The sequence below is a fragment of the Sphingomicrobium clamense genome, assembly GCF_019264355.1.
In the GTDB taxonomy this organism is placed as follows: Bacteria; Pseudomonadota; Alphaproteobacteria; order Sphingomonadales; family Sphingomonadaceae; genus Sphingomicrobium; species Sphingomicrobium clamense.
In genome coordinates, this window is record NZ_JAHVAH010000001.1 from 268,818 (window position 1) to 295,695 (window position 26,878).

At 64.4% G+C, this 26,878-nt stretch carries 29 protein-coding genes; 11 read left to right on the forward strand and 18 right to left on the reverse strand.

Features of this window, described 5'->3' with window-relative positions:
• Positions 1–61: 61 nt before the first annotated feature.
• From KTQ36_RS01290 to KTQ36_RS01330, 9 genes are all read right to left on the reverse strand, one after another.
• A complete protein-coding gene (locus KTQ36_RS01290) occupies positions 62–721 on the reverse strand; it encodes a cell wall hydrolase (RefSeq protein WP_255553940.1) in 660 nt (219 codons plus the stop codon).
• A gap of 187 nt (positions 722–908) precedes the next feature.
• Positions 909–1,322, reverse strand: a complete 414-nt coding sequence (locus KTQ36_RS01295; RefSeq protein ID WP_255553941.1) for a DUF1491 family protein — start codon at positions 1,320–1,322, stop codon at positions 909–911.
• Complete coding sequence (locus tag KTQ36_RS01300) at positions 1,247–1,720, reverse strand: PaaI family thioesterase (RefSeq protein ID WP_218631974.1); 474 nt, start codon at positions 1,718–1,720, stop codon at positions 1,247–1,249. Before KTQ36_RS01300 ends, KTQ36_RS01295 begins: the two co-directional genes overlap by 76 nt.
• Positions 1,710–2,174 (reverse strand): PTS sugar transporter subunit IIA, encoded by a 465-nt coding sequence (locus KTQ36_RS01305; protein WP_218631975.1) that lies wholly within the window; start codon positions 2,172–2,174, stop codon positions 1,710–1,712. Before KTQ36_RS01305 ends, KTQ36_RS01300 begins: the two co-directional genes overlap by 11 nt.
• Before the next feature lie 83 nt (positions 2,175–2,257).
• Entirely contained in the window at positions 2,258–2,821 is a 564-nt protein-coding gene (gene hpf / locus KTQ36_RS01310; RefSeq protein ID WP_218631976.1) for a ribosome hibernation-promoting factor, HPF/YfiA family, read from the reverse strand.
• A gap of 65 nt (positions 2,822–2,886) precedes the next feature.
• Complete coding sequence (dnaQ, locus tag KTQ36_RS01315) at positions 2,887–3,579, reverse strand: DNA polymerase III subunit epsilon (RefSeq protein ID WP_218631977.1); 693 nt, start codon at positions 3,577–3,579, stop codon at positions 2,887–2,889.
• A 7-nt stretch (positions 3,580–3,586) separates the two neighbouring features.
• A complete protein-coding gene (gene coaE / locus KTQ36_RS01320; RefSeq protein WP_218631978.1) occupies positions 3,587–4,180 on the reverse strand; it encodes a dephospho-CoA kinase in 594 nt (197 codons plus the stop codon).
• Positions 4,177–5,001 (reverse strand): shikimate dehydrogenase family protein, encoded by an 825-nt coding sequence (locus KTQ36_RS01325; protein ID WP_218631979.1) that lies wholly within the window; start codon positions 4,999–5,001, stop codon positions 4,177–4,179. The genes coaE and KTQ36_RS01325 overlap by 4 nt, the downstream gene beginning before the upstream one ends.
• Positions 4,998–5,579: a Maf family protein gene (locus KTQ36_RS01330; protein WP_218631980.1), complete on the reverse strand. Its 582-nt coding sequence runs from the start codon at positions 5,577–5,579 to the stop codon at positions 4,998–5,000. Before KTQ36_RS01330 ends, KTQ36_RS01325 begins: the two co-directional genes overlap by 4 nt.
• 294 nt (positions 5,580–5,873) lie before the next feature.
• Here KTQ36_RS01330 and hemE point away from each other — a divergent pair, with 294 nt between their 5' ends.
• From hemE to KTQ36_RS01375, 9 genes are all read left to right on the forward strand, one after another.
• Positions 5,874–6,905 carry a uroporphyrinogen decarboxylase gene (hemE, locus tag KTQ36_RS01335; protein WP_345777647.1) on the forward strand — a complete coding sequence of 344 codons (1,032 nt, stop codon included), beginning with the start codon at positions 5,874–5,876 and terminating at the stop codon, positions 6,903–6,905.
• A gap of 12 nt (positions 6,906–6,917) precedes the next feature.
• Positions 6,918–7,361, forward strand: a complete 444-nt coding sequence (locus KTQ36_RS01340) for a CopD family protein (protein ID WP_218633767.1) — start codon at positions 6,918–6,920, stop codon at positions 7,359–7,361.
• 170 nt (positions 7,362–7,531) lie between these two features.
• Positions 7,532–8,788 (forward strand): transcription termination factor Rho, encoded by a 1,257-nt coding sequence (rho, locus tag KTQ36_RS01345; RefSeq protein WP_218631981.1) that lies wholly within the window; start codon positions 7,532–7,534, stop codon positions 8,786–8,788.
• A gap of 94 nt (positions 8,789–8,882) precedes the next feature.
• Entirely contained in the window at positions 8,883–9,602 is a 720-nt protein-coding gene (locus tag KTQ36_RS01350) for a TerC family protein (protein ID WP_218633768.1), read from the forward strand.
• Positions 9,602–10,888 carry a tRNA uridine-5-carboxymethylaminomethyl(34) synthesis GTPase MnmE gene (gene mnmE, locus KTQ36_RS01355; protein ID WP_218631982.1) on the forward strand — a complete coding sequence of 429 codons (1,287 nt, stop codon included), beginning with the start codon at positions 9,602–9,604 and terminating at the stop codon, positions 10,886–10,888. Before KTQ36_RS01350 ends, mnmE begins: the two co-directional genes overlap by 1 nt.
• Positions 10,889–10,947: 59 nt before the next feature.
• Positions 10,948–12,753 (forward strand): tRNA uridine-5-carboxymethylaminomethyl(34) synthesis enzyme MnmG, encoded by a 1,806-nt coding sequence (mnmG, locus tag KTQ36_RS01360; protein ID WP_218631983.1) that lies wholly within the window; start codon positions 10,948–10,950, stop codon positions 12,751–12,753.
• A complete protein-coding gene (rsmG, locus tag KTQ36_RS01365) occupies positions 12,743–13,360 on the forward strand; it encodes a 16S rRNA (guanine(527)-N(7))-methyltransferase RsmG (protein WP_218631984.1) in 618 nt (205 codons plus the stop codon). Before mnmG ends, rsmG begins: the two co-directional genes overlap by 11 nt.
• A complete protein-coding gene (locus KTQ36_RS01370) occupies positions 13,357–14,139 on the forward strand; it encodes a ParA family protein (protein ID WP_218631985.1) in 783 nt (260 codons plus the stop codon). Before rsmG ends, KTQ36_RS01370 begins: the two co-directional genes overlap by 4 nt.
• Positions 14,139–15,017 (forward strand): ParB/RepB/Spo0J family partition protein, encoded by an 879-nt coding sequence (locus KTQ36_RS01375; RefSeq protein WP_218631986.1) that lies wholly within the window; start codon positions 14,139–14,141, stop codon positions 15,015–15,017. Before KTQ36_RS01370 ends, KTQ36_RS01375 begins: the two co-directional genes overlap by 1 nt.
• Before the next feature lie 8 nt (positions 15,018–15,025).
• Here the strand turns inward: KTQ36_RS01375 and holA are convergent, their stop codons facing one another.
• Genes holA through KTQ36_RS01395 form a run of 4 tightly spaced genes read right to left on the reverse strand, consistent with a single transcriptional unit; the run spans position 15,026 to position 19,525 of the window.
• Positions 15,026–16,051: a DNA polymerase III subunit delta gene (holA, locus tag KTQ36_RS01380; RefSeq protein WP_218631987.1), complete on the reverse strand. Its 1,026-nt coding sequence runs from the start codon at positions 16,049–16,051 to the stop codon at positions 15,026–15,028.
• Complete coding sequence (lptE, locus tag KTQ36_RS01385) at positions 16,048–16,554, reverse strand: LPS assembly lipoprotein LptE (protein WP_218631988.1); 507 nt, start codon at positions 16,552–16,554, stop codon at positions 16,048–16,050. Before lptE ends, holA begins: the two co-directional genes overlap by 4 nt.
• Positions 16,551–19,073, reverse strand: a complete 2,523-nt coding sequence (gene leuS / locus KTQ36_RS01390) for a leucine--tRNA ligase (protein ID WP_218631989.1) — start codon at positions 19,071–19,073, stop codon at positions 16,551–16,553. Before leuS ends, lptE begins: the two co-directional genes overlap by 4 nt.
• A 2-nt stretch (positions 19,074–19,075) precedes the next feature.
• Positions 19,076–19,525: a DUF3576 domain-containing protein gene (locus KTQ36_RS01395; protein WP_218631990.1), complete on the reverse strand. Its 450-nt coding sequence runs from the start codon at positions 19,523–19,525 to the stop codon at positions 19,076–19,078.
• 197 nt (positions 19,526–19,722) lie between these two features.
• On the opposite strand from KTQ36_RS01395, the gene KTQ36_RS01400 reads away from it, so the two are divergent.
• Entirely contained in the window at positions 19,723–20,481 is a 759-nt protein-coding gene (locus tag KTQ36_RS01400) for a hypothetical protein (RefSeq protein ID WP_218631991.1), read from the forward strand.
• Here KTQ36_RS01400 and KTQ36_RS01405 read toward each other — a convergent pair.
• Positions 20,478–20,996, reverse strand: coding sequence for a thiamine phosphate synthase (locus tag KTQ36_RS01405; RefSeq protein WP_218631992.1), 519 nt, complete (start codon positions 20,994–20,996; stop codon positions 20,478–20,480). The genes KTQ36_RS01400 and KTQ36_RS01405 overlap by 4 nt on opposite strands.
• Before the next feature lie 22 nt (positions 20,997–21,018).
• On the opposite strand from KTQ36_RS01405, the gene KTQ36_RS01410 reads away from it, so the two are divergent.
• Positions 21,019–21,666 (forward strand): YggS family pyridoxal phosphate-dependent enzyme, encoded by a 648-nt coding sequence (locus tag KTQ36_RS01410; protein ID WP_218631993.1) that lies wholly within the window; start codon positions 21,019–21,021, stop codon positions 21,664–21,666.
• On the opposite strand, the gene ribA is transcribed toward KTQ36_RS01410, so the two are convergent.
• The 4 genes from ribA to KTQ36_RS01430 all read right to left on the reverse strand — a co-directional run bounded on the left by ribA (position 21,663) and on the right by KTQ36_RS01430 (position 26,822).
• On the reverse strand, positions 21,663–22,661 hold the full coding sequence (gene ribA, locus KTQ36_RS01415; RefSeq protein ID WP_218631994.1) for a GTP cyclohydrolase II: 999 nt from the start codon (positions 22,659–22,661) through the stop codon (positions 21,663–21,665). The two genes, KTQ36_RS01410 and ribA, sit on opposite strands and share 4 nt — an antisense overlap.
• 32 nt (positions 22,662–22,693) lie before the next feature.
• Entirely contained in the window at positions 22,694–23,485 is a 792-nt protein-coding gene (xth, locus tag KTQ36_RS01420) for an exodeoxyribonuclease III (RefSeq protein WP_218631995.1), read from the reverse strand.
• A 273-nt stretch (positions 23,486–23,758) separates the two neighbouring features.
• Positions 23,759–24,373 (reverse strand): LolA family protein, encoded by a 615-nt coding sequence (locus KTQ36_RS01425; RefSeq protein ID WP_218631996.1) that lies wholly within the window; start codon positions 24,371–24,373, stop codon positions 23,759–23,761.
• Positions 24,374–24,488: 115 nt separating this feature from the next.
• Positions 24,489–26,822: a DNA translocase FtsK gene (locus KTQ36_RS01430; protein WP_255553948.1), complete on the reverse strand. Its 2,334-nt coding sequence runs from the start codon at positions 26,820–26,822 to the stop codon at positions 24,489–24,491.
• Positions 26,823–26,878: the final 56 nt, after the last annotated feature.

Here is a 26,878-nt window from a genome sequence, read left to right on the forward strand (position 1 = left end):
TAGAACAAAAGGGGGCCGCGAACCAGTCGCGACCCCCTTCATGATCTCGTCCGGCTCGCGCCTACTGGTAGAAGATGTGATTGCCCACGGTGCCGATGCGCGTCAGGCGCCAGCCCGGATTGACGTAGCGAGCGTGGAAGAAGAGGGCGTCGGACACGCTCGATTCGTGATGCTCGCCCTCGACGATCCGCGCGATCCCCACGGCGCGCTTCCACGCGGTCGTGTTGCGGCGCGGTTCGGGGATGCGACCGTTCTTGACGAAGCTGAACTGCTTGCGCTGCTTGACCACCCCGCAATAGGTCGACGGCCAACGACGGCTCTCGGCGCGGTTGGCGATCACTTCGGCCACGGCCAGCTGGCCTTCGAGGCTTTCACCGCGCGCTTCGAAATAGATGGCGCGCGCCAGGCACTCCATCTCCGAATCGCGCGGGCTGGTGCCGGCAAAATGCGCGACCAGGCCCGACAGGTTAGCGGGCAGGGTCGGGGCAGCTTCTTCGGCCGCCACTTCGAGCGCTTCGTCGGCGAGCAGGCTGACCGTATCGATTTCGATCGGGTCGGTGATCGGACCGTCGAGGATGATGTCGGTCGCGACGGTGGACGGCATCAGCACCGATCCTTCCATCGCAACCGGCTCGAGGTCCGGTCCAGCCTTCGCGGGTGCCACCTGCGTGGTGGACACCGCTGCCGCCATGAATAGCGCAGTGCGCAACATCGTTTTCATCGAGCCTCAGGCTCATGCGGTGAACTCGGCTTGTCCGGGAGAGGGAACGGCGACGCCGTTAGTGAGTTATCCCTTGTCCCGGGGCTTCATTCCCCGTCTGCGTGGTGCTGTCGGATCCCCCACGGATCGTCGATGCACCCCCCGCTTTGATCTCAGCGGCGGCCATTTTAGCAAAAAGAGTGCACACTCAAGGAAATTCGGTCATTTCAGCGACGAACCGTTTCCCGTTTGCGATATCCAGCTCGATTAACCATAAATCCGGATCGTTTCGCCGCTTCTTTTCGAGGAATTGGCTGATTTCCGCCATTTCAGATTCGGAACCCGGGCCCGTTTCGGACCATTCGTAAGCACCGCTGACCTGCAATTGACGCTCCAAGCAGGTGAAATGGCGTCCTTTTTCGGCAATCACCAGCAGCAGCGACCCGCGCTCCTCGTCGCCCTTTCGCAGCACCGTCGCGAAGCCGCCCTCGGCCATGATCCGCCGCATTAGCGCCTTGGCCTCGACTCCGGCGGCGAGCCGCTCGTTCACGGCAGCTGGTACCCCTCGAGCCCGGAGAGCGCGATGTGCGAGCGCATGAACGTCCCCGTCCCGCGGCCGCATTCCTCGCCCTCGGCGTCAATGATCCGCGCGTCGGCGACCAGCACGCGGCGCTTGCCACTGACCCAGCGCCCTTCGGCCACCGCCGGCCCTTCGCGCATCGGGCGCGTGAACAGCAGGTTGAACGCAGTGGTCAGCAGGAAGCGGTCGGTTACCAGTCCGTTGGCGGCGAAGAAGGCCGCATCGTCGAGCATCTTGAAATAGACCGACCCGTGCGCAGCACCTGCCGCGTGGAAAAAGGCGGGATCGACTTCGAAATGGATCCGGCTCACGCCAGGCTCGGGAAGCTCCAGCCGGCTCTTGAACTGCTGCTGGATCGGCGCTGCGGCGTAGAGCGCTTCGAGCGCCCGGCAATGCGCCTGTGCCCCGGTCGGCCCCTCGGTCGACGGATCAGGCAGCATGCACCTCGTCGGCGCTCATCAGCACGGCGGCCAGCGCGTCGCGATCGCGCGCGCCGCGCATCTTCTCGACCGTCCCTGCGTCGCGGACCAGCCGGCTGACCGCGGCCAGCGCACGCAGATGGTCTGCGCCCGCATCGGGCGGCGACAAAAGCAGGAAGACGACGTCGACGGGCATCTTGTCGATCGCGTCGAAATCGACCGGTTCGTCGAGCCGGGCGACCAGTCCGTAGACATGGCTCAACCCCTCGACCTTGCCGTGCGGAATGGCCACGCCACCGCCGAAACCGGTCGAACCCAGCTTCTCGCGCTCGAGGATCGAATCGACGACGATGCCCGGCTCGAGCCCGAGTTTCTGACTCGCAACCTGGCCCAGCATTTGCAGAAGCTGCCGCTTGCTTGCAGCCGACAGCTTGGTTCGGATCGACGAAAAGTCGATGAATTCGCTCAGATTCATAACTTCAAACTTGCACCCACGGGAACTCGCTCGGGGCGCCCTCTAGACCAAAAACTCGGGTGTTGTCAGCCCCCTGGCCACAATCACCCGTTCGGTTCGACCCAACCGATCGTCCCGTCGTCGCGTCGATAGACCATGTTGAACTGGTCGGTCTTCACGTTGCGGAACATCAGGGCGTTGGTGTTGCGCAGGTCGAGCATCATCACCGCATCGCCCACGCTGGCGGTCGGAATGTCGACCCGCGTCTCCGCCACCACGGCCGGATATTCGGGGCTCGGCGCTTCCTCGGGCGGCGGCGCGAACACGGTATAGCCCGCGTCATAGCTGTCATTGTCGGGTTCGGGGGTATGGCGCCGCTCGCGCAGTCGCTCGACATAGCGTTTGAGCTGGCGTTCGATCTTGTCCGCGGCGCCGTCGAAGGCGACATGCGCGTCGCCGGCGCGGTTCGAGGCCTTGAGCACGATGCCCTGGTTGACGGGCGCGACGATGTCGCAGGTGAAGTCGTCATGGGGGCCGCGTCCGAACGTCACGTTGGCGCCCACACTGCGCGAGAAATATTTGTCGGCCATCCCCTCGATGCGGCTCGAGACATGGGCTTGGAGGGCCTCACCAGTATCTACCTGATGACCCGCGACACGGATATCCATCCGCTCCTCCTTTCTTTGACAATCCACGCGGCCTTGGGGTGGCCGCCACATAGTTTCGAGATGGGTTAGGCCACCTTGCTCCACAAGGGGTCTTCCATCTTTTCGATAAACGCACGATGCGCCGCCAGTTCCTCAGCACTAGGCGCATGCGGCCGTGCCGGGCGCACCTTGCGCGGTGCGGGCGCATCCTCGATGCCTGCCGCGACCGCGACGGTCGAGGTATCCGAGACCTCGATGCCCAGCCCGATCTGCCGTCCGCCGGTCAGTTCGATATAGACTTGGGTCAGCAGTTCGGCGTCGAGCAGCGCGCCATGTTTGACGCGCGCCGAACGGTCAACGCCGTACCGCGTGCACAAGGCGTCGAGGCTATGCTTGGCGCCCGGATGCTTGGTCCGCGCCATCGGCAGCGTGTCGATCATGCGCGTCATGCAGACGCATTCGTGACCCGCTTTTTCGAGCTCGAAATTGAGGAAGCCGAAGTCGAACGAGGCATTGTGCGCGACCAGCTTCGCATCGCCCAGGAATTCGATCAGCTCGAGCGCCTTGTCGGCGAACAGCGGCTTGTCGGACAGGAAGGCGCTCGAGAGGCCGTGCACCGCCTCCGCCTCGCTCGGCATGTCGCGCTCGGGGTTGAAATAACAGTGATAGGTACGGCCGGTCTCGACCCGGTTCTCGAGCTCCACGCAGCCAATCTCGACAATGCGGTCGCCCCCGGGCGACAGGCCCGTGGTTTCGGTATCGAACACGATTTCGCGCATGGCGATGTTATGCGCCTCTCGCGAGCCCGAGGCAAGAGAGGATCCGGTCCACCTGGGCGCGGGTTTCGTCCAGATCGCCGCTGGTGTCGACGATGAAGTCCGCGCGTTCGCGTTTCTCCTCGTCGGGCATCTGCCGCGCCAGGATCCGCTCATATTTCTCGACCGTCATCCCGTCGCGACCCAGCACGCGTTCGCGCTGCATCTCGGGCGGCGCCGACACGACGATGACATGGTCGAAGTTCTCCGCGCCATTGGTCTCGAACAGGAGCGGGATGTCGAACAGCAACGCCTGCGCGTCGCCATTTTCCAGGATAAAGCGGGTGCGTTCGTGATGCACCGCGGGATGGACGATCGCCTCGAGCTTGGCCAGCTTGTCGCGGTCGCCCAGCACCATGCCCGACAGCACGTCGCGATCGACTTTGCCGTCACGGGTCGAGCCCGGAAATTCCTGCTCGATCACGGGCACGAGCTTGCCGCCTTGTCCCTGCAATTCGCGCACGGTCGCGTCGGCGTCGAAGGTCGGGATGCCCGCCTCGGCGAACATTTTTGCCACGGTCGACTTGCCCATGCCGATCGAGCCGGTGATGGCGAGCGTCTTCATGACCTCAGCATAGCAAAAAGCGCATCGTCATGCTGGCGCGGCGGTTCTTCGCCGAAAAACAATGCGAAGCTGGTCGCGGCCTGCTCGACCAGCATCGACAATCCGTCGACCGTCTCCAGCCCGCGCTCGCGCGCCGCCTTGAGCAACGCGGTTTCGGGGGGCGAGGTCACGAGATCGAACACCCAGCCTTTGTCGGAGAGCCCCTCGACGCTCGCGGGGTTCTCCGGAAAGCCCTTCATGCCCAGCGGCGTGGCGTTGATGATCCCGTCGCCCGTGATCGGACTGTCGATCGGTCGCGGCCCTTTGCGCAGGCCGAATTCGACCGCCAGCTTGGTCGCGGTGGTCAGGTCGCGCGCCTGCATCCGGATCGCGGGCGTCAGCCCGACGGTCCGCGCCGCGACCAGCACCGCACGCGCCGCGCCGCCATTGCCGAGCAGCGTCACCCGATCCATCGCGCGGCCCTTGTCGTGCAGTTGCTTCAACAACATCACAATCGCGCCGACATCGCTATTGCCCGCCACCAGCGTGCCCTCGTCATGGACCAGCATGTTGGCCGCGCCCGCCGCCACCGCGAGGTCGGTCGCGCGGTCGGCTGCGCCGATCGCATCGAGCTTCAGCGGCATGGTGACATTGCACCCCTGCCAGGCCTTGTCCTTGCGCCGCTCGGCCAAATAACTTTTCAGCCCCGCGCGCGCGACCTGCTGCGGGCGATAGTCGGCCTTCATGCCCATCTTCTTGATCCAGAATTTGTGAATCTCGGGCGATCGGCTGCCGTCGATGGGGTCGCCGATCACCTCGGCATAGGGGGTCGCTTTGCTCATGACGCGATGACCTTGCGGTCTCGCAGGGCGCCAAGCAAGGGCAGAAGCGGCATACCGAGGATCGTGAAATAATTGCCGTCCATTTTGTCGAACAAGGTGACACCCGGCCCCTCCATCCGGAACACACCGACGCAATAAGACACTTCGGGCCACTCGGCAGCGAGATAGGCGTCGATAAAGTCGTCGCTCAACACGCGCACGTGCAGCCGCGCCGTCTCGTGATGGCACCAGTCGACATTTCCGTCCCGTACCAATGCCACCGCGCTGGTCAGCTCCATGACCTTGCCCGAGAAGACGCGCAGATGCTCGGCGGCGTTGGCGCGGTCGGTCGGCTTGTCGAACAGGCGCCCGTCAACCGCCACCACGCTATCGCTGCCGATCACCCAATCGTCGGCATCGGCCGCAACCGACAGCGCCTTGGCTTTCGCCAATGTCGGGGCCAGGCTTGCCGCCCCGCCATCATGCGTTCGCTTGACCGCATCCTCGTCGCAATCGGGCTTCACGACCTCGTAATCGACGCCCGCCTGGTCGAGCATTGTCCGCCGGATCGGACTGGAGGAACCGAGGATCAAACCCATGGGAGCCTTTCTGTGGAAAAAGCGCGGGACAGGCCTAGCGCGAAGCCGTGGACAGGCCAACCGCATGATTCCCCAAACGCCCATGCCGACTCATTTCGAGATTCGACCCACAGAATGACTCGTCGGATGGGGAAAATGTGGATAGCGGGAGTCCTGCTCGGCGACTCATTGGAGTCATTGAGTCAAGAAGAGTCTGCGCGTGTTGGCAAAGCGCGCTCAACTCGGCTAACCCCGCAACCCACGCGCCAATATCAACTCCTATCTTTTCTATAATATATATAAGGAGAATAGAGGGTGGCCCCTCTCTCGTCCGAAAAACCCCTTCTGGCCGTCCTTCGCGGCACGCGCATGGACCCGCCTCCGGTCTGGTTGATGCGTCAGGCCGGGCGTTATCTGCCCGAGTATCGCGAACTGCGCGCCAAAATGGGCGGCTTCCTCGACATGGCCTATGACGCCGAGGCCGCGGCCGAGATCACGATGCAGCCGATCCGCCGCTTCGGCTTCGACGGCGCGATCCTCTTTTCCGATATCCTCATCGTCCCGCACGCGATCGGCCAAGACCTGACCTTCGTCGCCGGCGAAGGCCCGCGCCTCTCGCCCCCGCTGACCGATGCGCGGCTCGAGGACTTCACCCCCACCCCGCACCACCTCGAGGCGATTTACGCCACCGTGCGCGCGGTGAAGGCGCAGCTCGACCCGTCGACCACCTTCCTCGGCTTCGCCGGCTCGCCCTGGACCGTCGCCACCTACATGGTCGCCGGCCACGGCACCAAGGACCAGCACCCCGCGCGCATCATGGCCTACGCCGAAGAAGACCGCTTCGCGCAGCTGATCGCGCGGATCGAAGAGGTCACGGTCGACTATCTCTCGGGCCAGATCGAGGCCGGGGTCGACGCGGTGCAATTGTTCGACAGCTGGGCCGGCAGCCTTTCGCCCGCCCAGTTCGAGCGCTGGGTGATCCAGCCCAATGCGCGCATCGTCGCCGCGCTCAAGGCCCGCCATCCCGATACGCCCGTCATCGGCTTTCCCAAGGGCGCGGGCGCCAAGCTCGTCGACTATGCTTCGCGCACCGGCATCGACGCCGTCGGCATCGACGAGACGATCGATCCCGTCTGGGCCAACGCCGCCCTGCCCGCCGGCATGCCCGTGCAAGGCAATCTCGATCCCATGGCTCTGCTCGCGGGCGGATCGGCGCTCAGCGAGGCCGTGGAGGCCATCAGGACCGCCTTTGCGGACCGACCCCACATCTTCAATCTTGGCCACGGCATCGACAAGACGACCCCGATCGCCCATGTCGAAGATCTGCTCGCGCAACTACGAGGCTAACCAATGGACTCCATGATCGGCTTTCTCGGCGCATCCTATCTCTGGGTGAAGGCCGCGCACGTCACCTTCATCATCTTCTGGATCGCCGGCCTGTTCATCGTCCCGCGCTATTACGTGCACCATCACGAAACCACGCCGGGCAGCGCCGAGGACCGCGCCTGGACCGAGCGTGCCGACCGCGCGCGCACCGTCATCCTGCTCCCCGCCCTGGTGCTTAGCTGGCTGCTCGGCCTCGCGCTCGCGCTCCATATCGGCGCCTTCACCCAGGGCTGGTTCCACGCCAAGCTCCTGCTGGTCATTCTCCTCTCGGCCTATCACGGCTGGGTCGTCTCGTTCGGCAAGAAGCTCGCGGCGGGCGAACGCCCGATGCAGGGCCGCAGCCTGCGCATGATCAACGAGGTCCCCGCCCTCTTCACGATCCTCATCGTCGTCATGGTGATCGTCCGCCCCTTCTGACGCTTCGCCGCATCGCCGTGAGTCGCCCCGTTGACTTCACGCAGAGGCGCACCTAACTCCTCCTCTCGACGGCGCACCCGGCAGTCCTTGCCGCGTTTTCTTTTCGCGCCGCCCGGTTCCTCCCCAGCGCCACATGTCTTTGTCGCGCGCCGCAAAGAATCCATAGGTCCATGCATCTCAAAGACTTGAAAGAAACGTCTCCCGCCAAGCTCGTCGCCATGGCCGAAGAGCGCGGTGTCGAGGCCGCTTCCACCCTGCGCAAGCAGGACCTCATGTTCTCGATCCTCAAGGAAGAGGCCGAGAACGGTACGCAGATCATGGGCATGGGCACGATCGAAGTGCTCAATGACGGGTTCGGCTTCCTGCGCTCGCCAGAAGCGAACTTCCTCGCCGGTCCCGACGACATTTATGTCGCCCCCGCGGTGGTCAAGAAGTTCGGCCTGCGCACCGGCGACACGGTCGAAGGCGAGATCCGCGCCCCCAAGGACGGCGAACGCTATTTCGCGCTGACCAAAGTCACGCAGGTCAATTTCGACGATCCCGAGGCGGTCCGCCACCGCGTCAATTTCGACAACCTGACCCCGCTCTATCCGGACGAGAAGCTCACGCTCGACAGCAGCGATCCGACCGAAAAGGACAAGAGCGCCCGCGTCATCGACATCGTCGCCCCGCTCGGCAAGGGCCAGCGCGCGCTGATCGTCGCCCCGCCGCGCACGGGTAAGACCGTGCTGCTGCAGAACATCGCAAAGGCGATCACCGACAACCACCCTGAGGTTTTCCTCCTCGTGCTCCTCATCGACGAGCGCCCCGAGGAAGTCACCGACATGCAGCGCAGTGTGAAGGGCGAGGTCGTCTCCTCGACCTTCGACGAGCCGGCCTCGCGACACGTCCAGGTCGCCGAGATGGTAATCGAAAAGGCCAAGCGCCTCGTCGAGCACAAGAAGGATGTCGTCATCCTCCTCGACTCGATCACCCGTCTCGGCCGCGCCTACAACACGGTCGTGCCCAGCTCGGGCAAGGTACTCACCGGTGGTGTCGACGCCAACGCGCTCCAGCGCCCCAAGCGCTTCTTCGGCGCCGCGCGTAATATCGAGGAAGGCGGCTCGCTTTCGATCATCGCCACCGCGCTGATCGACACCGGCTCCAAGATGGACGAAGTCATCTTCGAAGAGTTTAAGGGCACCGGTAACAGCGAAATCGTCCTCGACCGCAAGGTCGCCGACAAGCGCATCTTCCCCTCGCTCGACGTCGGCAAGTCCGGCACGCGCAAGGAAGAGCTGCTGGTCGACCAGGCCACTCTCTCGAAGATGTGGGTCCTGCGCCGCATCCTCATGCAGATGGGCACCATCGACGCAATGCAGTTCCTCCTCGACAAGATGAAGGACGCCAAGTCCAACGAAGACTTCTTCGCGAGTATGAACCAATAGCTGAGCCGGAGACCCGGCACGCTTCAGGCGTGCTGGGTTTCGGTCGGAACTCTCCCCTTTCTCACCCATTGGAGCCAGCATGATCGACCAACTGATGATGCTCATCGCCGCCGTCTCTTCGGAGGCGCTTTCGCTTGGCGGACCTGCCGATATCTGGGACGCCATCGTCAAGGATTTCTCGAACATTACCGAGCCCGAGGCGCTGGTCGCCTTTGGCCAGGTGCTGATGATCGACCTTATCCTCGCGGGTGACAATGCGATCATCGTCGGCGCGCTTGCCGCAGGCCTCCCCGCGGACCAACGCCGCAAGGTCATCATAATCGGTGTCGCCGCAGCGCTCGTGTTGCGTATCCTGTTCGCACTGATTGTCGTCCAGTTGCTCCAGATCGTCGGGTTGATTTTCGCTGGCGGCCTGCTGCTCTTGTGGGTCGCTTGGAAGATGTGGCGCGAACTGCACCATCTCGGCGAAAGCCCGGGCAGCCCCGAGATCGAGGGCGACGAAAGCTCGGGCGTGAAGCCGATGAAGAGCTTCTACGCTGCCGCCTGGGCGGTTGCGGTCGCCGACGTCTCGATGAGCCTCGACAACGTGCTCGCGGTCGCGGGCGCGGCCAAGGACCATCCCGGCATTCTGATCGTCGGCCTGATCCTCTCGGTCGCATTGATGGGCGTCGCCGCCAACATCATCGCCAAATATATCGAGCGCTATAAGTGGATCGCCTATATCGGCCTCGCGGTCATCCTGTGGGTCGCCGGCGGCATGATCTATGACGGCTTCGTCGATCCGAACGTCGGGGTCGGCCAGCTCTTCGGATAGTGGAGGCCGCAGCCTCCGATACGATCGTTGCGCTGTCGAGCGGGAGCCTTCCTGCGGCTATCGCCGTCGTCCGCATGAGCGGACCCAGGGCCCCCGAGGTTGCCGAGGCGATCGCGGGGGCGCTTCCGGCGCCGCGAACCGCGTCGCTGCGGGTCTTGCGCGATCCGTCCGATGCCAGCCCGATCGATGAGGCGCTGGTCCTCCACTTTCCGGCGCCCGACACGGCGACAGGCGAAGAAATCGTTGAATTTCAATGCCATGGTTCGAATGCCGTGGTGCGCAAGCTGATTGACGTCATGACATCAGTGAAGGGGTGCCGCCTTGCGCAGCCGGGTGAATTTACCCGTCGAGCGCTCGAGAGTGGCCGGGTCGACCTAACCGCGGCCGAGGGCCTTGGCGACCTGCTCGCCGCAGAGACCGAGGCCCAACGCCGCTCGGCACTGCGAATCGCACGAGGCGGGCTCCACGACGAGCTCGCGTCGCTGCTTGAGAAGCTGGTCACCCTGTCTGCCAGGCTCGAGGCCGCGATCGACTATGTGGGTGACGAGGAGGAGACGGGCGGACAGGACGACGCGCTTCGGGCCGAATTCGCCGCCATTCGTGACAAGGTCGACGAGCTGATCGCAAAACCCTCGGTCGAGCCTTTGCGCGAGGGCATTCGGGTCGTCGTCGGTGGGCCTACAAATGCTGGTAAATCCAGTCTTATCAATAAGTTAGCGGGATCCGCGCGAGTAATCGTGTCCGATATCCACGGCACGACGCGCGATCTTGTCGAGATCCCTGTTTCGATCGGCGGCGTGCCGTTCACGTTGGTCGATACCGCGGGCCTGCGCGAGAGCGACGACACCATCGAGCAAATCGGGATCGAGCTCGCCGGACAAGCCCAGCGAGATGCCGACATCCTCTTATGGCTCGGTGATCCCGACCAAATGCCAGAGCACCCCCGCGCGATCCTGGTCCGATCGAAGAGCGACCTGGACGAAACGTCGGACGGAACGGGCATCGCCGTGTCGAGCAAGACCGGCGACGGCCTCCCCTCCCTCATGGCGAAACTTACGGAGCTTGCACGGGGCATCGTCCCGACCGCCGACGAAATCGGACTATCCGACTGGCAGGCGGACACGTTGAGAGTCGTGCGAGAGACCTTGGACGTTCACAGCGAGGATCTCGCGATTCTGGCGGATTCCGTGAGGTCTGCGCGAGTTTCGGTCGGAAGGCTGCTCGGCGCAGGCGACGTCGAAGACGTGCTCGACCGCCTTTTCGGCAAATTCTGCCTCGGAAAGTAATGTTTCACGTGAAACATCGCTCTTTTGACCGAATCGTCGTCATCGCATAGGGAGCGTGGATGTTTGACGTTCTGGTCATCGGTGGTGGACATGCAGGCGTGGAAGCGGCGGTCGCTTCCGCGCGCATGGGTGTGCGCACCGGGCTGATCAGCTTCGCGCGCGACAATCTTGGCCAGATGTCCTGCAATCCGTCGATCGGAGGCGTGGGCAAAGGGCACATCGTCCGCGAAATCGATGTGTTCGAGGCGGTACAGCCCCTGGCGGCCGACAAGGCCGCCATTCACTATCGGATGCTCAACGCGTCCAAGGGTGCAGCGGTCCGTGGTCCGCGCGTCCAAGCGGATCGTCGTCTTTTCCATGCCGCCGTCCAGGGCGAGGTCGCGTCGCTGCCAATCGACATCATCGAGGGCGAAGCGAGCCAGTTGCTAATCGATAAGGAACGAGTCTCCGGCGTTATATTCTCTGATGGGACGATCTTGTCGAGCAATGCCGTCGTCATTGCCACTGGCACGTTCCTCGGTGGCCGGATTTTCCGCGGAAATGAGCGGGAAATTGGCGGTCGAGTGGATGAACGCGCCGCTTCGCTACTCGGCGATCAATTCATCGATCTCGGGCTCGTCGCGGGCCGTCTGAAGACCGGTACCCCGCCACGGATCGACGGCCGGACGATCGATTGGTCGTGCCTGCAGCCCCAGCCTTCGGATAGCGATCGCTGGTCGCTGTCACTCCGCGATGTTGGCACTCGCCCTGCCCAGCTTGCCTGCGCGATCACCCGGACCAATCCGCGAACCCACGAGATCATCGCCGCTAACGAAGACCGCTCCCCACTATATGCCGGTGCCATCGATGGACGCGGTCCGCGCTATTGCCCGTCGATCGAGGACAAGGTTCGTCGTTTTTCCGACCGCGACCATCACCAGATCTTTCTGGAGCCCGAGGGTCTCGATACGGCGCTGGTATATCCCAATGGCATTTCGACCTCGCTCCCCAACGACGTTCAGGTGGAAATGGTGCGAAGCATGGAGGGACTCGAGCGAGCCACGCTCGCGACCCCGGGCTATGCGGTTGAATATGCGTACTGCGATCCGCGCCGCCTGGATCGTCGATTGGCCCACAGAGATATTCACGGCCTGTTTCTCGCTGGCCAGATCAACGGCACGACGGGGTATGAGGAGGCGGCAGGCCAAGGGTTGGTCGCAGGCCTCAACGCCGCCGCGCGATGCCTCGAGCAAGATCCGATCCTGTTCGACCGCGCCGACTCCTACATAGGCGTGATGGTAGACGACCTCACGATCCATGGTGCCAGCGAGCCCTATCGGATGATGACGGCGCGGAGCGAATTCCGCCTCCATCTCCGCGCTGACAACGCACCCGAACGGCTTGGCGACCTGGCCCGCCGGACGGGAATTTCGGACAAACATCGAGCCCGTCTCGATACCCGCGCCGAACGTCGAGCTGCGCTCTCGGAACAGCTCGATATGCGCTTGCGAGCTGAAGAGCTCGGGCTACCGGGCGACGGCCATCGCCGGCCCTTGTCGGACTGGGTCAGCCGGCCCGGCGGCGAACAAGCCGTGCGCACTCGTCTGGGGACGGATGAGATCGTCGACACTGTGCTCGCCGACGCGATCTACGCTCCTTATTTGGAGCGACAACGCAACGAGTGGGAAGCTGTCGAAGGGCAACGGAAAACGCGGATTCCCGCCGATTTCGACTTCGAGTCGGTTCATGGTCTGTCGGCCGAGATGGTCGAGCGCTTAAGTGCAGCGCGACCCGATACGATCGATCAGGCCTCACGCGTGCAGGGTGTCACCCCGGCCGCGCTAACCGCCATCCATCTAAAACTTGCGAGGTCTCGTGCAGCCTGACCTAGAGGCTCTTCTGCAGCGCGATGTTTCACGTGAAACATGCGAAAAGCTCGAGGCGTACAAAGCGCTTCTCATCGAGGAAAACGAGCGCCAGAACCTCATCTCCAAGGCCACGATCGATGAGTTCGATCAACGCCACTTGATCGACAGCGCGCAGCTTCTCACCAACCACGCAGACCCCGCTGGCAAATGGCTCGACGTCGGCTCCGGCGCCGGCCTCCCCGGCATCGTCCTAGCGACCCTCCACCCGGGCTCCGTTACGCTAGTCGAACCCCGCCGCCTCCGCGCCGAGTTCCTGCGACGCGTTGTCGATGACCTCACCTTATCCAACGCGACCGTGCACCACAAAAAGGTCGAACAGGTAACCGACGCTCCAACCGTCATCACCGGCCGCGCGGTGGCCAACGTCTCCAAATTCCTGTCGCTGACAGAACATCTCACCGACTTATCCACACATTTTGTGCTTCCCAAGGGCCGAAAGGCTGCCGAAGAACTGGAAGCAGCGAAGAAGGTCTGGCAGGGTAGGTTCGAGCTTGTCCCGAGTGTGACCGACGCGGAAGCCTCGATCCTGCTGGCAAGCGGCATCAAGCGGAGGGGGAAGAGATGATCCGGATCGCAGTCGCCAACCAGAAGGGTGGGGTGGGCAAGACCACGACCGCCATCAATCTCGCGACGGCGCTCGCAGCAATCGGCTGGAAAGTCCTCCTCATCGACCTGGATCCGCAGGGCAACGCCTCAACCGGGCTTGGGGTCGCCGCTGCCGATCGTACCCGTTCAAGCTATGATGTCCTGACCGGCAACGAAACAGTCACGGATGCCGCGGTCGAGACCAAGGTACCGCGCCTCGATCTGCTCTCGGCAACAGTCGACCTATCGGGCGCCGAGATCGAGCTTGTCGCGCTCGAAGATCGCACGCATCGCCTGGTCCAGGCGCTCGACGAAGCGCCTCCGGGACGCTGGGACATCTGCCTGATCGACTGCCCGCCCTCTCTCGGCCTTCTGACCGTGAACGCCCTTGTCGCGGCGCGTCACCTCCTGGTACCGCTCCAGTGCGAGTTTTTTGCGCTTGAAGGCCTCAGCCAGCTGCTCCAGACCGTGGAGCGTGTGCGACAAGCCTATAATTCGGACCTCTCAATCCTCGGCGTGGCACTGACCATGTTCGATCGCCGCAACAATCTTTCAGGTCAGGTTGGCGAGGACGTTCGTGCTTGCCTCGGCGACACCGTCTTCCAGACCGTCGTTCCCAGAAATGTGCGACTTTCGGAGGCGCCCAGCCATGGGCTGCCGGCGCTGATCTACGACATGAAGTGCCCGGGCAGCGCCGCCTACCTCAAACTGGCGCGCGAAATCATCGATCGCCTGCCTGCTCGAGCGGAGGCCGCATAATGAAAAAGCCAAGTGGTCTGGGCAAAGGGCTGTCCGCGCTTCTCGACGATGCGCAAGCACGTCGCCAGGCAAGCGGCGGAGAGGTCGAGAAGTCCACGGGTGTGGACACGATCGCGATCGCCGACATCAAACCCAACCCTAACCAGCCGCGGCGACACTTCGACGCCGACGCGCTGACCGAGTTGTCGGAATCGATCGCGCGTGACGGCGTGTTGCAGCCGATCATCGTGCGGCCCGTCGATGGCGGCTACGAGCTGATCGCCGGCGAGCGTCGCTGGCGGGCGGCCCAGCAGGCGCAACTCCATGAGATTCCAGCCTTAATTCGTGAGAGCGATGTCGAGCATAGCGCCGAACTCGCGATTATCGAGAATATCCAACGCGAAGATCTCAATGCGATCGAAGAGGCGGCCGCCTACAAGGCGCTGATGGACGCCTATGGCCACGGCCCGGCGCAAGTCGGCGAGATTGTCGGCAAGTCGCGCAGCCATGTCGCCAACCTGTTGCGATTGCTCGAATTACCCGACGAAGTGCAGCAAATGCTCTTGCGAGGCGATATCAGCATGGGTCATGCCCGTGCCGCTGCGGGTGCGGAAGATCCGCTAGCACTTGCTAAGTCAATCGTTTCCGAAGGCCTGTCGGTGCGCCAGGCGGAGCAGCGCGCCAAGGCGGCAAAAACCCCGAAAAACTCCGGACAGTCGTCGAGCGCATCGGGCCCGGCGGACGCCGATCTGGCAGCGCTCCAACGCCAACTGGGCGACATGCTCGGTTTGCGCGTACGCGTCCTGCATGGGCAAAAGGGCGGCAAGGTCGAACTCAGCTATCGCACGCTCGACCAGCTCGACATGATCTGCCAGCGACTCTCGGGCGAGCCGATCTAGGTCGATTTCTAGCGTCGCCGCGCCGACTGGGCGATCCTCGCGACGGCCAGCAATTCCTCACCGATGGCCGACTTGGCCGGCAACTGGGTGAACATCATCCGTCGCTCAAGGTCGGTGATCCGCTCCCCGAGCCGCGCGAGGCGGGGCGCCGACCAACGCATCAGCATCTCCGTGACGACCGGTTTGTCTTTCCAGAATAGCGCTCGTCCCATCGACGAGATGACTGCCGAGGCGGGCTCGCCCGCTGCCACTCGCGCCTGCATCGGCGCGAGCATCACGATCCGCCGCTGCATTGCACGCAGAATCGTAATTGCCTCCGAGCCGTTCGCCGACATCGCGTCGACACCTTCCTGCACGGCGGCGATGTCGCCGACCATCGCTCGATCCCCCAAGCCGAAGAACGCCACGTCGCCGGTTCCCGCACCAAGCCGGTCGACCACGTCATCTTCGAGCGGAACGGGATCACTCTCTCCCGAACCGAGATAAAGCGCGTATTTCTCGACTTCCTGCCGAGCCAGCTCCCGATTGTTGGCCGTCATTCCCGCAATCCGCGACACCACGCCTGGCGCAGGCGCAAGCCCGTGCTCGCGGCAAAGCTGCTCGATGATATTCTCATACTCGCGGCCCTCGGGCGCATAGGAGATGTGGGCCAGCGCATGCGGGCTCGCCTCCGTAGCCTTGAGCAGCTTGCTCGTCTTGCGCAGCGCGCCAGCAATCGCGATCGTCGGGTGTTCGGCGCCCGGTGCCTCGAGCAAGGCTTCGACGCCCGCCACGATTTCGTCTGCAGCGGGTTCGATCCAGATCGCCTTGGCCCCGCCGAACATCGACAATGCATTGGCTTCGTCCGCCAGCTTCGCCGGGTCGGACTTGATGGCGCCGCCTTCCATCGCGTCTTTTGCCGCGCCAAATGCCTTGAGCAAGCGCGTCGCATGGCTGCGCGAACTCGCCTCGTCGGCACCGTGGAAGAGATAGAAGCGGATCGCCGGGTCCGGCGTGTCGAGCCGGCGCGGAATATCGCCGCGCTGCGTCTTCACCGGTCCGCGCTCCGTGTGAAATAGAGGCCGAGCCGATTGACGATGTCGTCCGCGACTTCCTTCGACAGCCGCTCAGCCGCGGTCTGCTCGGCCGCCACCGTGGCATATTCGGAGCTGGTGATATCGATGCCCGCATCGCTCCCCGCGGTCGAATCGAGCACGGTCTCACCCGTCTGCATGTCGACGAGCTGGTAGCGCGCGCGAAGCGTCCGCCGTTCGCGCGTCGCGGCCGCGTCGCCGCGAATGCCGAAACGGGTGATGTCATCGTCAATCTCGACATCGAGCCGGTAGCGCGCGCCGTCGGGCATTGCGCCTCCGCCAAGCCGGTCGATCAACGCATTGCGCAGCAGCCATCCCGAGCGGTCGTCGATCGGACCGACCGCAACCAGCGAAAGCTGCGAGCCCGCGACCCCGCTCGCCCCGTCCGCATAAAGCGGCCTGAAACCGCAAGCCGACAGCCCGGCGGTCGCGATAGCGAGGAGAAGGGCGGCACGGCGCGTCACGCGACGATATTCACCAGTCGGTCGGGCACGACGATGACCTTGCGCGGTGCGTTGCCGCCGAGATGCTCCTGGATCTTGGGCAGCGCGAGCGCCTGCGCCTCCGCATCATCCTTCGCGGTACCCCGCGCAACCTGCATCTTGTCGCGCAGCTTGCCGTTGACCTGGATGACCATCGTCACTTCGTCCTCGACCAGCATGGCCTCGTCAAACGTCGGCCAAGCAGAGTCTGCCACCATCGTCTCGCCGCCGCGCAGCGCATGCGCTTCCTCGGCGAGATGCGGCGCCATGGGCGAGATGAGTTTGAGCAGCGTGTCGATTGCCTCGTCGCGGGTCGCGGTCGGCGACGCTTTCTCGATCGCGCTCACATACTCGTAGAGCGCGGCGATCGCCTTGTTGAATTGCAGCGCGTCGATGGCGTCGCCGACAGCCTTCACCGTCTGGTGTCGCTTGCGCGCGAGATCCTTGTCTTCGCCTTCGCTTGCGCGTTCGCCCTGGACCAGCTTCCACACACGCTGGACGAATCGCGCCGCGCCCTCGATGCCGCCCGTCGACCATTCGAAGTCGCGCTCGGGCGGGCTGTCGGAGAGCACGAACCAGCGCGCGGCATCGGCGCCATAGTCGGCGACGATCGGCTCGGGATCGACCGTGTTGCGCTTCGACTTGGACATTTTTTCCACGCGCCCGCGCTTTACCTGTGCGCCGTTGGCGAGTTCGATCAGCTCACCATCCTCGCTGACCCCGATTTCGGTCGGGTTGAGCCAGCGCCCGTCGAGCGACTGGAACGTCTCGTGCGTCACCATGCCCTGCGTGAACAGGCCGGCGAAGGGCTCGGATATATCGAGCTGCCCCATATGCTTGAGCGCACGCGTCCAGAAGCGAGCGTAGAGCAAGTGCAGGATCGCATGCTCGACCCCGCCAATATACTGCTGCACCGGCAGCCATGCCTCGGCCTCGGCCTTGTTAAACGGCTTGTCTTCCGGCTGCGAGGCGAAGCGGATGAAATACCAGCTGCTGTCGACGAACGTGTCGAGCGTGTCGGTCTCGCGTCGCGCAGCGCTGCCGCACTTGGGGCAGTCGACCTTGCCCCAGGTCGGGTGGCGGTCGAGCGGGTTGCCGGGTATCTCGAAGCTGACATCCTCGGGGAGCGTCACGGGCAGCTGGTCCTTGGGGACGCCCACCGGACCGCAATCGTCGCAATGGATGATCGGGATCGGCGTGCCCCAATAACGCTGGCGGCTCACCCCCCAGTCGCGCAGGCGATAGACAGTCTGGCCCTCGCCCCAGCCCTCGCTTTCGGCGCGCTCGACGATGGCGGCCTTGGCGGCCTCGGTGTCCATCCCGTCGAGGAAGCGCGAATTGACCGCGACGCCCGGATCGGTGTCGGCAGCGTCGAGGATCGGATCGCCCGCCGCGTCAGTCGAAGACGCGACGACACGCTGGATCGGCAGGTTGTATTTGGACGCGAATTCGTAATCGCGCTGGTCATGTCCGGGCACGCCGAACACCGCGCCGGTGCCGTAATCCATCAGCACGAAATTCGCGATATAGACCGGCAGCTGCCAGTCGGGGTCGAGCGGATGCACCGCCTTGAGGCCGGTGTCGTAGCCCTTCTTTTCCTGCGTCTCGAGCTCGGCCGCAGTGGTCCCGCCCGCCTTGCATTCCTTGATGAAGGCACCTGCCGCCCCGTCGTGACGCGCGGCAGCGAGCGCGATCGGATGATCCGCGCTGACCGCGACGAAGCTCGATCCGAAGATCGTGTCGGGGCGCGTGGTGAACACCTCGATGTCCGACTGTCCGTCGATCGGCTCGGCCAGCTGGAACTTGAACTGCATGCCCTGCGACTTGCCGATCCAGTTCTCCTGCATCAGGCGAACCTTGTCGGGCCACTTGTCGAGATCGCCCAGGCCTTCGAGCAGCTCGTCGGCAAAGTCGGTGATCTTGAGGAACCACTGGCTGAGCTTCTTGCGCTCGACCTCGGCGCCCGAGCGCCAGCCCTTGCCGTCAATGACCTGCTCGTTGGCGAGCACGGTCATGTCGACCGGGTCCCAATTGACCTCGCTTTCCTTGCGGAAGACGAGCCCCGCCTCGAGCATGTCTAGGAACAGCGCTTGTTCGTGGCCGTAATAGGCCGGGTCGCAGGTCGCGAACTCGCGGGTCCAGTCGAGCGCGAAGCCCAGCGTCTTCAATTGCGCGCGCATCGTGTCGATATTTTCCCACGTCCATGCGCCCGGGTGGACCTTGCGCTCCATCGCGGCATTTTCGGCGGGCATGCCGAAGGCGTCCCACCCCATCGGGTGGAGCACTTCGTGTCCCGTCATCCGCTTGTAGCGCGCGATGACGTCGCCCATCGCATAGTTGCGCACGTGGCCCATGTGGATCCGCCCGCTCGGGTACGGAAACATTTCCAGCACATAGGACTTGGGCTTGGGCGACGCGCTATCGGCGGCGAAGGTGTTTTCCTTCTCCCACCGCGCCTGCCACCGCGCATCGACACCCTTGGGGTCGAACTTTTCAGCCATGGCTAGCCGCCGGCGACGGTCGTGCGGCGAATATCGCGGGCGCGGGTGAGGATGATGTCCTCGAGCTTCTGGACTGTCGCGGCGGTGACCGGCGCGTCAACCCAGCTACCGTTGTTATTGGTCTGCTTGGCGACCGACACGCGCAACGCGTTTGCGCGCAGCGTCGAATCGAGAATGGCGACGGTCAGCTTGATACGCTCGTTGGGCGCGTTCGGGCTGGCGTACCAGTCGGTGATGACCACGCCGCTCGCGGCATCGGCCTGGAGCAGCGGGGCGAAGCTCACCGTGTCGACCGCGGCCTGCCAGAGGTAGGAGTTCACGCCGATCTGCGTCATCTGCGCGGGGGCGATCTGGGTCGGGGCGACGATGTCACGCCCGCCGCAGCCGGCAAGCGCGCTCGCCGCGGCGGCGATGAGCAGCAATTTGGGGGCGTGGGCGCGAACGATAGCCATGTGTCTTCTTTCCTCACTCTCGGGGGTATGGAGGAAAGGGTTAGACGGGAGTGGGGGCTGCTGCAAGCGTGACAATATCGTCCCGATCCGGGGCAGGTTGTGGCGCTTGCGTCACAGACTCGGCATGAATCGACGGGTCAACGTGGAACCTTCGTTTCGCCCACGCTATATCCTTGTGGTCAAACGGAGTCGTTTTGGTGACCGTACAGGGGACGAAATCGCAGAAAACCGGGAAAGGTCGCGGCCTTGCTGCGATCCTCGCTGCGAGTCTTCTGGTCAGCGGCCTTGGTCTGACCGGCCACTCGATTGCCTTCGCGCAGGATCGCGACGGAGCCCGCGCGGCGCCCCCGCTCGAAAGCCGGACCCGCTTCACGCCGGCCCGCGGCGACAAGCGACTCGCGGCCTCGCTGGCGCGCGAGCGCACGAGCGACCGCAAATTCAGCTTCACTCCTGCCGGATCGGAGCGCAAGCGCGACAATCTGCGCGTCGCCGTCCGCGCGGACAGCAACCGCCAGGGCGCGCGCGCCGCGGCTTCGCCTGAGGTTCGGCCGGTGGCTGGCCACCCTGCTGCGCTGCGCCTGACCCCCAACAGCTATAATCTCGGCGTCGATGTCGGCTGGAAGCGCTTCGGGGTCTCCGGCAACGTCGAACAGGAACGCTCGAACGTGCCCGCGCTCGCCGATCGCGACCGCGCGCAGGTCGGCGTCAGCTATAACCGCGAAAGCTTCAGCGGCCGCGTCGCCGTGTCGGGCGAACGCAACCCGAGCGCCGCCCCGGTGCTCGCCCCGCGCGAAAGCTATTCGCTCGACGTTGGCGGCAAGATCAACATTTCGAAGCATATCGCGGTCACTGGCGGGGTGCGTTATCGCATCGACCAGGATCGCGTCGATCCCGACCTCGAAGACAATCGCCGCGACAGCCAGGCGGTCTATGTCGGCACGAAAGTCCGCTTCTAGCGCAGGAACGCGCTAATCCCGGCCCAGCCCGCGAACACGCCTTCGGGCAACGCCCTGAATTTCTTCGCATCCATGTCGCCCAGCGCAATGGCGGGCGCCTCGCACAACCGCGCCAATTCGACCGCGCGCTCGGGCCCCAGCGCGGGTGCATCGAGATGCGATCGGGTGGAATAGACCGGGGAAACGAACACCAGCGCCGCGCGCCGCTCGTTGGCGATCCGCGCCTGGCGCTCGTCATGAACCGGCAGGCTGATCGGCAGGTCGGTCGCGCCCACCGGGCGATGGACCATCTGTGCGCCGACCGCGCGGGCCAGTGCTTCGTCCCCCGCCACCGACAGCGCCAGCCCGCGCTTGCGACAATGGTCGGCGACCTGCGCCGCGAGCCGCTCGCGCCCGGCGGTGCGGTCATGGCGAAAGACGACCCCTCCGCCGGCCGGGACGCGATCGATCGCCTCGAACAGGCGCCGACCGAGCCGTTCGTCGGTCATCAGCCAAGGGGTCTGGCATCGCTCCATGCCTCCCCCTATAGCGCGGGCCATGCCTAATACCACGCCCCTCGACACCGTTCGCGAGCGCATCGCGCACGCCGCGAAGATCGCCGGCCGCAAGGTGCAGGACGTCACGTTGATCGCCGTGTCGAAAACGCGCAGCGCCGACGAAATCCGCCCGCTGCTCGAAGCCGGGCATCGCGACTTCGGCGAATCGCGTGTGCAGGAGGCGCAGGACAAATGGCCCGCGCTGAAGGCAGACTATCCGGACGTCACGCTCCACATGATCGGCCAGCTGCAATCGAACAAGGCGGAGGAAGCCGCCGCTTTGTTCGACGTCATCCACTCGCTCGACCGTTCTTCGCTGCTCAAGGCGCTGGACAAGGTTGAGGACTGCCCCGACCTGTTCGTGCAGGTGAATATCGGCGACGAAAAGCAGAAGGGCGGCGCGGCCGTAAAGAACATGCCCGACTTTCTGGCCAGCGTTCGCGACAGGGGGCTTCCGCTTAAGGGCCTGATGTGCATCCCGCCGCAGGGGCTCGAAGCCTCGCCCTTCTTCGCGCTGCTCGCTGAGCTGGCGCGTCGCCACGACCTCGACGGGCTGTCGATGGGCATGAGCGAAGATTTCGAAAGCGCGGTCAAGCTGGGAGCGACCCACGTGCGCGTCGGCACCGCGTTGTTCGGACCCCGCGGCTAGTCGAGATGCCCGGATCGCGACTTCTTGGTCGCGATATAGTCCGCATTGTGCGGGTTGGTCGGCAGATGATGCGCGACCCGTTCGACCACCTCGATCCCCGCCTCGTCTAGGCCCGCAACCTTGTTCGGATTGTTGGTGAGTAGCCGCACTGCGTCGACTTTGAGCGCCTTGAGCATGCCCGCCGCCACGCGATAGTCGCGCGCATCATCGGCAAAGCCGAGGCGGCGGTTGGCATCGACCGTGTCGAGCCCGCCATCCTGCAGCGAATAGGCACGAATCTTGTTGGCCAGCCCGATCCCGCGCCCTTCCTGCCGCAGGTAAAGCAGGATCCCACCGCCTTCCTTGCCTAGCAACGCGAGAGCCTGCTGGAGCTGAGGCCCGCAATCGCATTTGAGACTGCCGAACACGTCGCCGGTCAAACATTCCGAATGAAGCCGTGCCAGTGGCGGCTTGCCCCCGAACGCACCGACGATCAGCGCGACATGCTCCTCGCCATTAGCAAAGTCGCGGAACACCGCGATCTGGCTCGACGGCAGGTCGTCGAGCGGGAGCCGCGCGCGAGTCACCAACTCGACCTGCCCCATCGCTTCGGAAATAGTCTCTGCGCCAATCTCGACCGCCGTATCCGGCCTCTCATCGAGGATCCAGAGCGCCGGCAGCAACCCCGCCAGTCGCGACAAGGTCATCGCCGCCGCGTCGCCGTCTTCGGGCGCCATTGGCGTCAGCGGCCCGATCGGGGGCCGCGATACGTCCTGCCCAGCGTCGGCCAGGGCCCGTGCAGCCTCGCGGTCGAGCCAGTCGACATGCGCGATCCGGACCGGATGGTCGGGGTCGGCCGCGGCCTTGATATTGCCGAGACCGAGCGCCGCGGCACGTTCGCCGCTGATCAGCAGCTGTGCCCGGCGATCCGGATCGACGATGTCGAGCATGGCCTGCGTCGCCGTTTCCAGCGCCACCACGCACGGTCCGCCCGAAAGCGCGACCGGCCGCCCCATGCGGAGCGCGGCGACGGCCTGGGCGACGCGCGTCAGACCGACACCTCGAGGATCAGCGGGATGTGGTCGCTCGGCTTTTCCCAGCTGCGCGCCGGTTCGAGCACGCGGTGCGCGGTCACCTGCCCGGCCAGTTCGGGGCTCGCCCACATATGATCGAGCCGCCGCCCGCGATCGTTCACTGTGTGGTCGCGATTGCGATAGCTCCACCAGGTGTAGCAGCGCTCGGGCGCGGGAATGAACTGTCGTCCAAGATCGACCCAGTCGTGACTGTCCTGGAACCGCTTGAGCGTCTCGACCTCGATCGGGGTGTGGCTGACCACATTGAGCAGCTGCTTGTGGCTCCACACGTCGCATTCGAGCGGCGCGATGTTGAAGTCGCCGACGATGATCGTCGGTTCCTTGAGCTTCTCGCTCCAGCGCGTCATCCGCTCGAGAAAGTCGAGCTTTTGTCCGAACTTGGGGTTCTGGTCGCGGTCGGGAATGTCGCCGCCCGCGGGGATGTAGACATTTTCCAGCCGCAGCCCGCCGGGCAGCCGCACACCGACATGGCGAGCCTCGCCATTATCCTGCCAGTCATGCTTGAGATGTTCTTCCATCGGCACCTTCGACAGGATGCCGACGCCGTGGTGCATCTTCTGGCCGTTGAGCGCGTGGTGCTCGTAGCCCAGCTCGTGCGCCCACTTGGCGGGGAAGACGTCGTTATGCGCCTTTGTTTCCTGCAGGCAGATGATGTCGGGATCCTCGTCCCTCACCAGCTGCTCGATGATATGCGGGCGCGCGCGGACCGAATTGATATTCCAGCTGGCGATCTTGTACGAGGTCACGGAAAGTCCTGATTTGAGTCTGCGGCCTTCTAACGGATCGTGCGGAAAGCACAAACAAAAGGCCCTCGCTCCGGGGGCATGGAACGAGGGCCGACCAAGCGTTCGTCACGCAAGGTGATCGCTCTGTCCCGGGTAACAGGGGGAAACCCCGGATCTGTCGAACGATCACCGACCCTCTTACGCGCGCGAAGCTTTCGCCAGCATGAACAGTTTCGTTCAGAAACTGGTTTTTCGACCAATCGACGAACGTTTTGTAAGGGGAGCGATCAGGCGTTATTTGGGGTCGCGATAGGCGAAGCGACCGTCATTGACCGCCACGTTATAGCGCTGGTTGTCGAGCCGAACGACGGTGCGCTTGTTCTGCGCGTCGATCGCGGTCCAGCCTTCGAGCACCAGTCCGCCCGGCGCGCGATTGTCGCGGTAAAAGGCGAAGATCAACGTGCCAAACTCGGGACGGCGAGCGTCACGCGCACGCACGATCACGACATTCTCGTTTTTCGACGGCACGATCCGCGCGATCCGGTTGAGATCGGGCTTCTGGTCGAGCAGCACGCTCATCGGCGTGTCCTGAATGTCCCAGCTGGACTTCTGGCCAACTTCGTAATCGATGAAATGGAGCTGGTTGCCTTCCGACACCATCAGCATGTCGGCGTTGCGGCCATAATCGAAACGCACCTTGCCCGGGCGCTTCATCAGCAGCTTGCCCGAGATCGAGCGACCCTTGCGGTCGGTCTGGGTGAAGTCCGCGGTCATCGACCGGACCGATGCGAGATGCTTCTCGACCAGGTCGATCGTCGGCTTGGCGGCCTCGACCGGTGCAGGGGTCGCGACCATCGCGACCGCAGCGATCGGCGCGAGGGCAGCGGCAGTGATCGAACGAAAACTCATGGAAAACTCCAACAAATTGTTTCGCCTCTTCTGGCGTGCAGCGTTTGAATGCCTAGTGAACCCGCCGGTTCCCGCTTATTCAGCTTCGACTGGGTGGCCCGCGCGCCTGCCGCGCTTAAATGGGCTGCCCGTCCGTATCGATCAACACTTCGCGGCGGCCGACATGGTCGGGGGCGCTGACGAGATTCTCGTCCTCCATCCTTTCGATCAGGCGCGCGGCGGTATTGTAACCGACGCGCATCTGGCGCTGGAGATAGCTGGTCGATGCCTTCTGGCTCTCGGCGACGATCTGCACCGCCTTGCGGAATTGCTGCGTCTCCGCATCGTCCTCGCCGCCCGGCTGGCCATCGAACATATATCCGCCATCCTCGGGTTCTTCGGTGACCGCCTGGATATATTCGGGCGTGCCCTGCCCGCGCCAATGGTCGGCGACCGCGCGCACTTCCTCGTCGCTGACGAACGGCCCGTGCACGCGCATGATCTGCTTGCCGCCGGGCATGTAGAGCATGTCGCCTTTGCCGAGCAGTTGTTCGGCGCCCTGCTCGCCCAGGATCGTGCGCGAATCGATCTTCGAGGTGACGGCGAAGCTGATGCGCGTCGGCAGGTTGGCCTTGATCACGCCCGTGATAACGTCGACCGAGGGGCGCTGCGTCGCCATGATCAGGTGGATGCCCGCCGCACGCGCCTTCTGCGCCAGCCGCTGGATCAGGAATTCGACTTCCTTCCCCGCGGTCATCATCAGGTCGGCCATCTCGTCGATCACCACCACGATCTGCGGCAGCGTGTCGTAGTCCAGCTCTTCGGTCTCGTAGGTCGGCTGGCCGGTGTCGGCGTCATACCCCGTCTGTACCTTGCGGCCGAGAGTCTTGCCCTTCGCCTTGGCCTCCGAAACCTTCTTGTTGAAGCTCGACAGTTGGCGCACGCCGAGGCTCGCCATCATGCGATAGCGCTCTTCCATCTGCTCGACCGTCCATTTGAGCGCGCGCACCGCCTTGCCCGGCTCGGTGACGACGGGCGAGAGAAGGTGCGGAATGTCTTCGTAGATCGACAGTTCGAGCATCTTGGGATCGATCATGATCATCCGGCACTCTTCCGGGCTCATCCGGTAGAGGAGCGAGAGGATCATGCAGTTGAGCCCGACCGACTTACCCGCCCCGGTCGTACCCGCGACCAGCAGATGCGGCATCGGCGCGAGGTCGGCGATCACGGGATCGCCCGAGATATTCTTGCCCAGAATGATGGGCAGCGACATCTTCTGATCGTCGAACGCCTGACTGGCGACCAGCTCGTGCAGCATGACCATGTCGCGCTTCTGGTTGGGCAGCTCGATGCCGATGACGCTGCGCCCCGGGATGGTCGCGACTCGCGCCGACAGCGCACTCATGTTGCGCGCGATATCGTCGGCAAGCTGGATGACGCGGCTGGCCTTGATCCCGCTCGCGGGCTCCAGCTCGTACATGGTGACGACCGGTCCCGGGCGCACCTCGACGATGTCGCCGCGCACGTGAAAATCCTCGAGCACGCTTTCGAGCAGGCGCGCGTTGCGCTCGAGCGCCGCCTTGTCGATCTGGAGGTGCGAATCCTCTTCCGGCTCCGCCAGCAGGTCGAGCGCGGGCAATTCGTAATCGTCGCCCAGCGCGAGGCTTTTCTGAGCCTTCGCCTTTTTGGTCTTCTTGTTCTCGTTGGCGCGGACGACCGGACCCTTGGGGGTCGAGACCGCGACCTCGGGTTTGGGCGGCTGCGCGGTTTTCTTCTCCTCGGCCTCTTCCTTTGCGCGCTTGCCGCGCTTGAGGACGGGGGCGGAAATCTTGGGGGCTTCGTCGGGGACCAGCTTGGCGCTCGCCCAGGCGCGCTCTTCCTCGCTCAGGTCAAGCGCCTTGACCGCCAGCGCGAGCCCGAGCACGACGAAAATCGCGACCAGCGACAGTGCCAATGCGCCTTCGACCGACGGGTCACCGATCAGGCCGACCAGGCTCTCGATGCCGCCCCCCGTGGCCATGCCGATCAGCCCGGCGTAGCCCGCAGGAAGCCCGGCGACCGCCTCGCCGCGCAGCAGCCCGATCGCCATGCCGAGGATGATCATCCCCGCCAGCGTCAGCAGCGCGGCGCGCTTGGCGCGGCCCGGCTCGGCCAGCCGCATCATGCGCAGGCCATTGAGCGCCAGTACCGGCAGCGCAAGTAGCGAGGCAAAGCCGAACAGTAGGAGCGCAAGGTCGCTGGCATAGGCGCCGGTCGGCCCCAGCCAGTTCTGCGTCGGTCCGCCCGCCGCGGTCGAAAGCGAAGGGTCGGTGCCGTCATGGCTGATCATCGCCAGCGCGAAGGCGAAGGTGCCGGCAAGCACGACCCCGCCCCACACGCGGCGCAGCATATTCTTCGCCGATTGCTTGAGGCTGTCGCGCCAGTCGGGCCCGAGGTCCCTTTTGCGCCCGCGTTGCGCGGCGGTGGCCATGATCGTGAATCCCTTTGCCCGTGTATTAGGCACATCATGCGCTCTGCCGGACTCGC

What these genes read in the sequence shown, in the direction of transcription:
- KTQ36_RS01405 (WP_218631992.1), bottom strand. Translation starts at nt 20,996, where the DNA reads ATGGAGCGATGCCAGACCCCTTGGCTGATGACCGACGAACGGCTCGGT.
- coaE (WP_218631978.1), bottom strand. Translation starts at nt 4,180, where the DNA reads ATGAAGACGCTCGCCATCACCGGCTCGATCGGCATGGGCAAGTCGACC.
- rho (WP_218631981.1), top strand. Translation starts at nt 7,532, where the DNA reads ATGCATCTCAAAGACTTGAAAGAAACGTCTCCCGCCAAGCTCGTCGCC.
- hpf (WP_218631976.1), bottom strand. Translation starts at nt 2,821, where the DNA reads ATGGATATCCGTGTCGCGGGTCATCAGGTAGATACTGGTGAGGCCCTC.
- KTQ36_RS01425 (WP_218631996.1), bottom strand. Translation starts at nt 24,373, where the DNA reads ATGAGTTTTCGTTCGATCACTGCCGCTGCCCTCGCGCCGATCGCTGCG.
- KTQ36_RS01325 (WP_218631979.1), bottom strand. Translation starts at nt 5,001, where the DNA reads ATGAGCAAAGCGACCCCCTATGCCGAGGTGATCGGCGACCCCATCGAC.
- KTQ36_RS01370 (WP_218631985.1), top strand. Translation starts at nt 13,357, where the DNA reads ATGATCCGGATCGCAGTCGCCAACCAGAAGGGTGGGGTGGGCAAGACC.
- KTQ36_RS01340 (WP_218633767.1), top strand. Translation starts at nt 6,918, where the DNA reads ATGATCGGCTTTCTCGGCGCATCCTATCTCTGGGTGAAGGCCGCGCAC.
- KTQ36_RS01430 (WP_255553948.1), bottom strand. Translation starts at nt 26,822, where the DNA reads ATGGCCACCGCCGCGCAACGCGGGCGCAAAAGGGACCTCGGGCCCGAC.
- KTQ36_RS01350 (WP_218633768.1), top strand. Translation starts at nt 8,883, where the DNA reads ATGATGCTCATCGCCGCCGTCTCTTCGGAGGCGCTTTCGCTTGGCGGA.
- KTQ36_RS01375 (WP_218631986.1), top strand. Translation starts at nt 14,139, where the DNA reads ATGAAAAAGCCAAGTGGTCTGGGCAAAGGGCTGTCCGCGCTTCTCGAC.
- KTQ36_RS01410 (WP_218631993.1), top strand. Translation starts at nt 21,019, where the DNA reads ATGCCTAATACCACGCCCCTCGACACCGTTCGCGAGCGCATCGCGCAC.
- KTQ36_RS01305 (WP_218631975.1), bottom strand. Translation starts at nt 2,174, where the DNA reads ATGAATCTGAGCGAATTCATCGACTTTTCGTCGATCCGAACCAAGCTG.
- ribA (WP_218631994.1), bottom strand. Translation starts at nt 22,661, where the DNA reads ATGGGGCGGCCGGTCGCGCTTTCGGGCGGACCGTGCGTGGTGGCGCTG.
- KTQ36_RS01295 (WP_255553941.1), bottom strand. Translation starts at nt 1,322, where the DNA reads ATGCGGCCGCGGGACGGGGACGTTCATGCGCTCGCACATCGCGCTCTC.
- mnmG (WP_218631983.1), top strand. Translation starts at nt 10,948, where the DNA reads ATGTTTGACGTTCTGGTCATCGGTGGTGGACATGCAGGCGTGGAAGCG.
- KTQ36_RS01300 (WP_218631974.1), bottom strand. Translation starts at nt 1,720, where the DNA reads ATGCTGCCTGATCCGTCGACCGAGGGGCCGACCGGGGCACAGGCGCAT.
- KTQ36_RS01330 (WP_218631980.1), bottom strand. Translation starts at nt 5,579, where the DNA reads ATGGGTTTGATCCTCGGTTCCTCCAGTCCGATCCGGCGGACAATGCTC.
- KTQ36_RS01290 (WP_255553940.1), bottom strand. Translation starts at nt 721, where the DNA reads ATGAAAACGATGTTGCGCACTGCGCTATTCATGGCGGCAGCGGTGTCC.
- dnaQ (WP_218631977.1), bottom strand. Translation starts at nt 3,579, where the DNA reads ATGCGCGAAATCGTGTTCGATACCGAAACCACGGGCCTGTCGCCCGGG.
- leuS (WP_218631989.1), bottom strand. Translation starts at nt 19,073, where the DNA reads ATGGCTGAAAAGTTCGACCCCAAGGGTGTCGATGCGCGGTGGCAGGCG.
- KTQ36_RS01395 (WP_218631990.1), bottom strand. Translation starts at nt 19,525, where the DNA reads ATGGCTATCGTTCGCGCCCACGCCCCCAAATTGCTGCTCATCGCCGCC.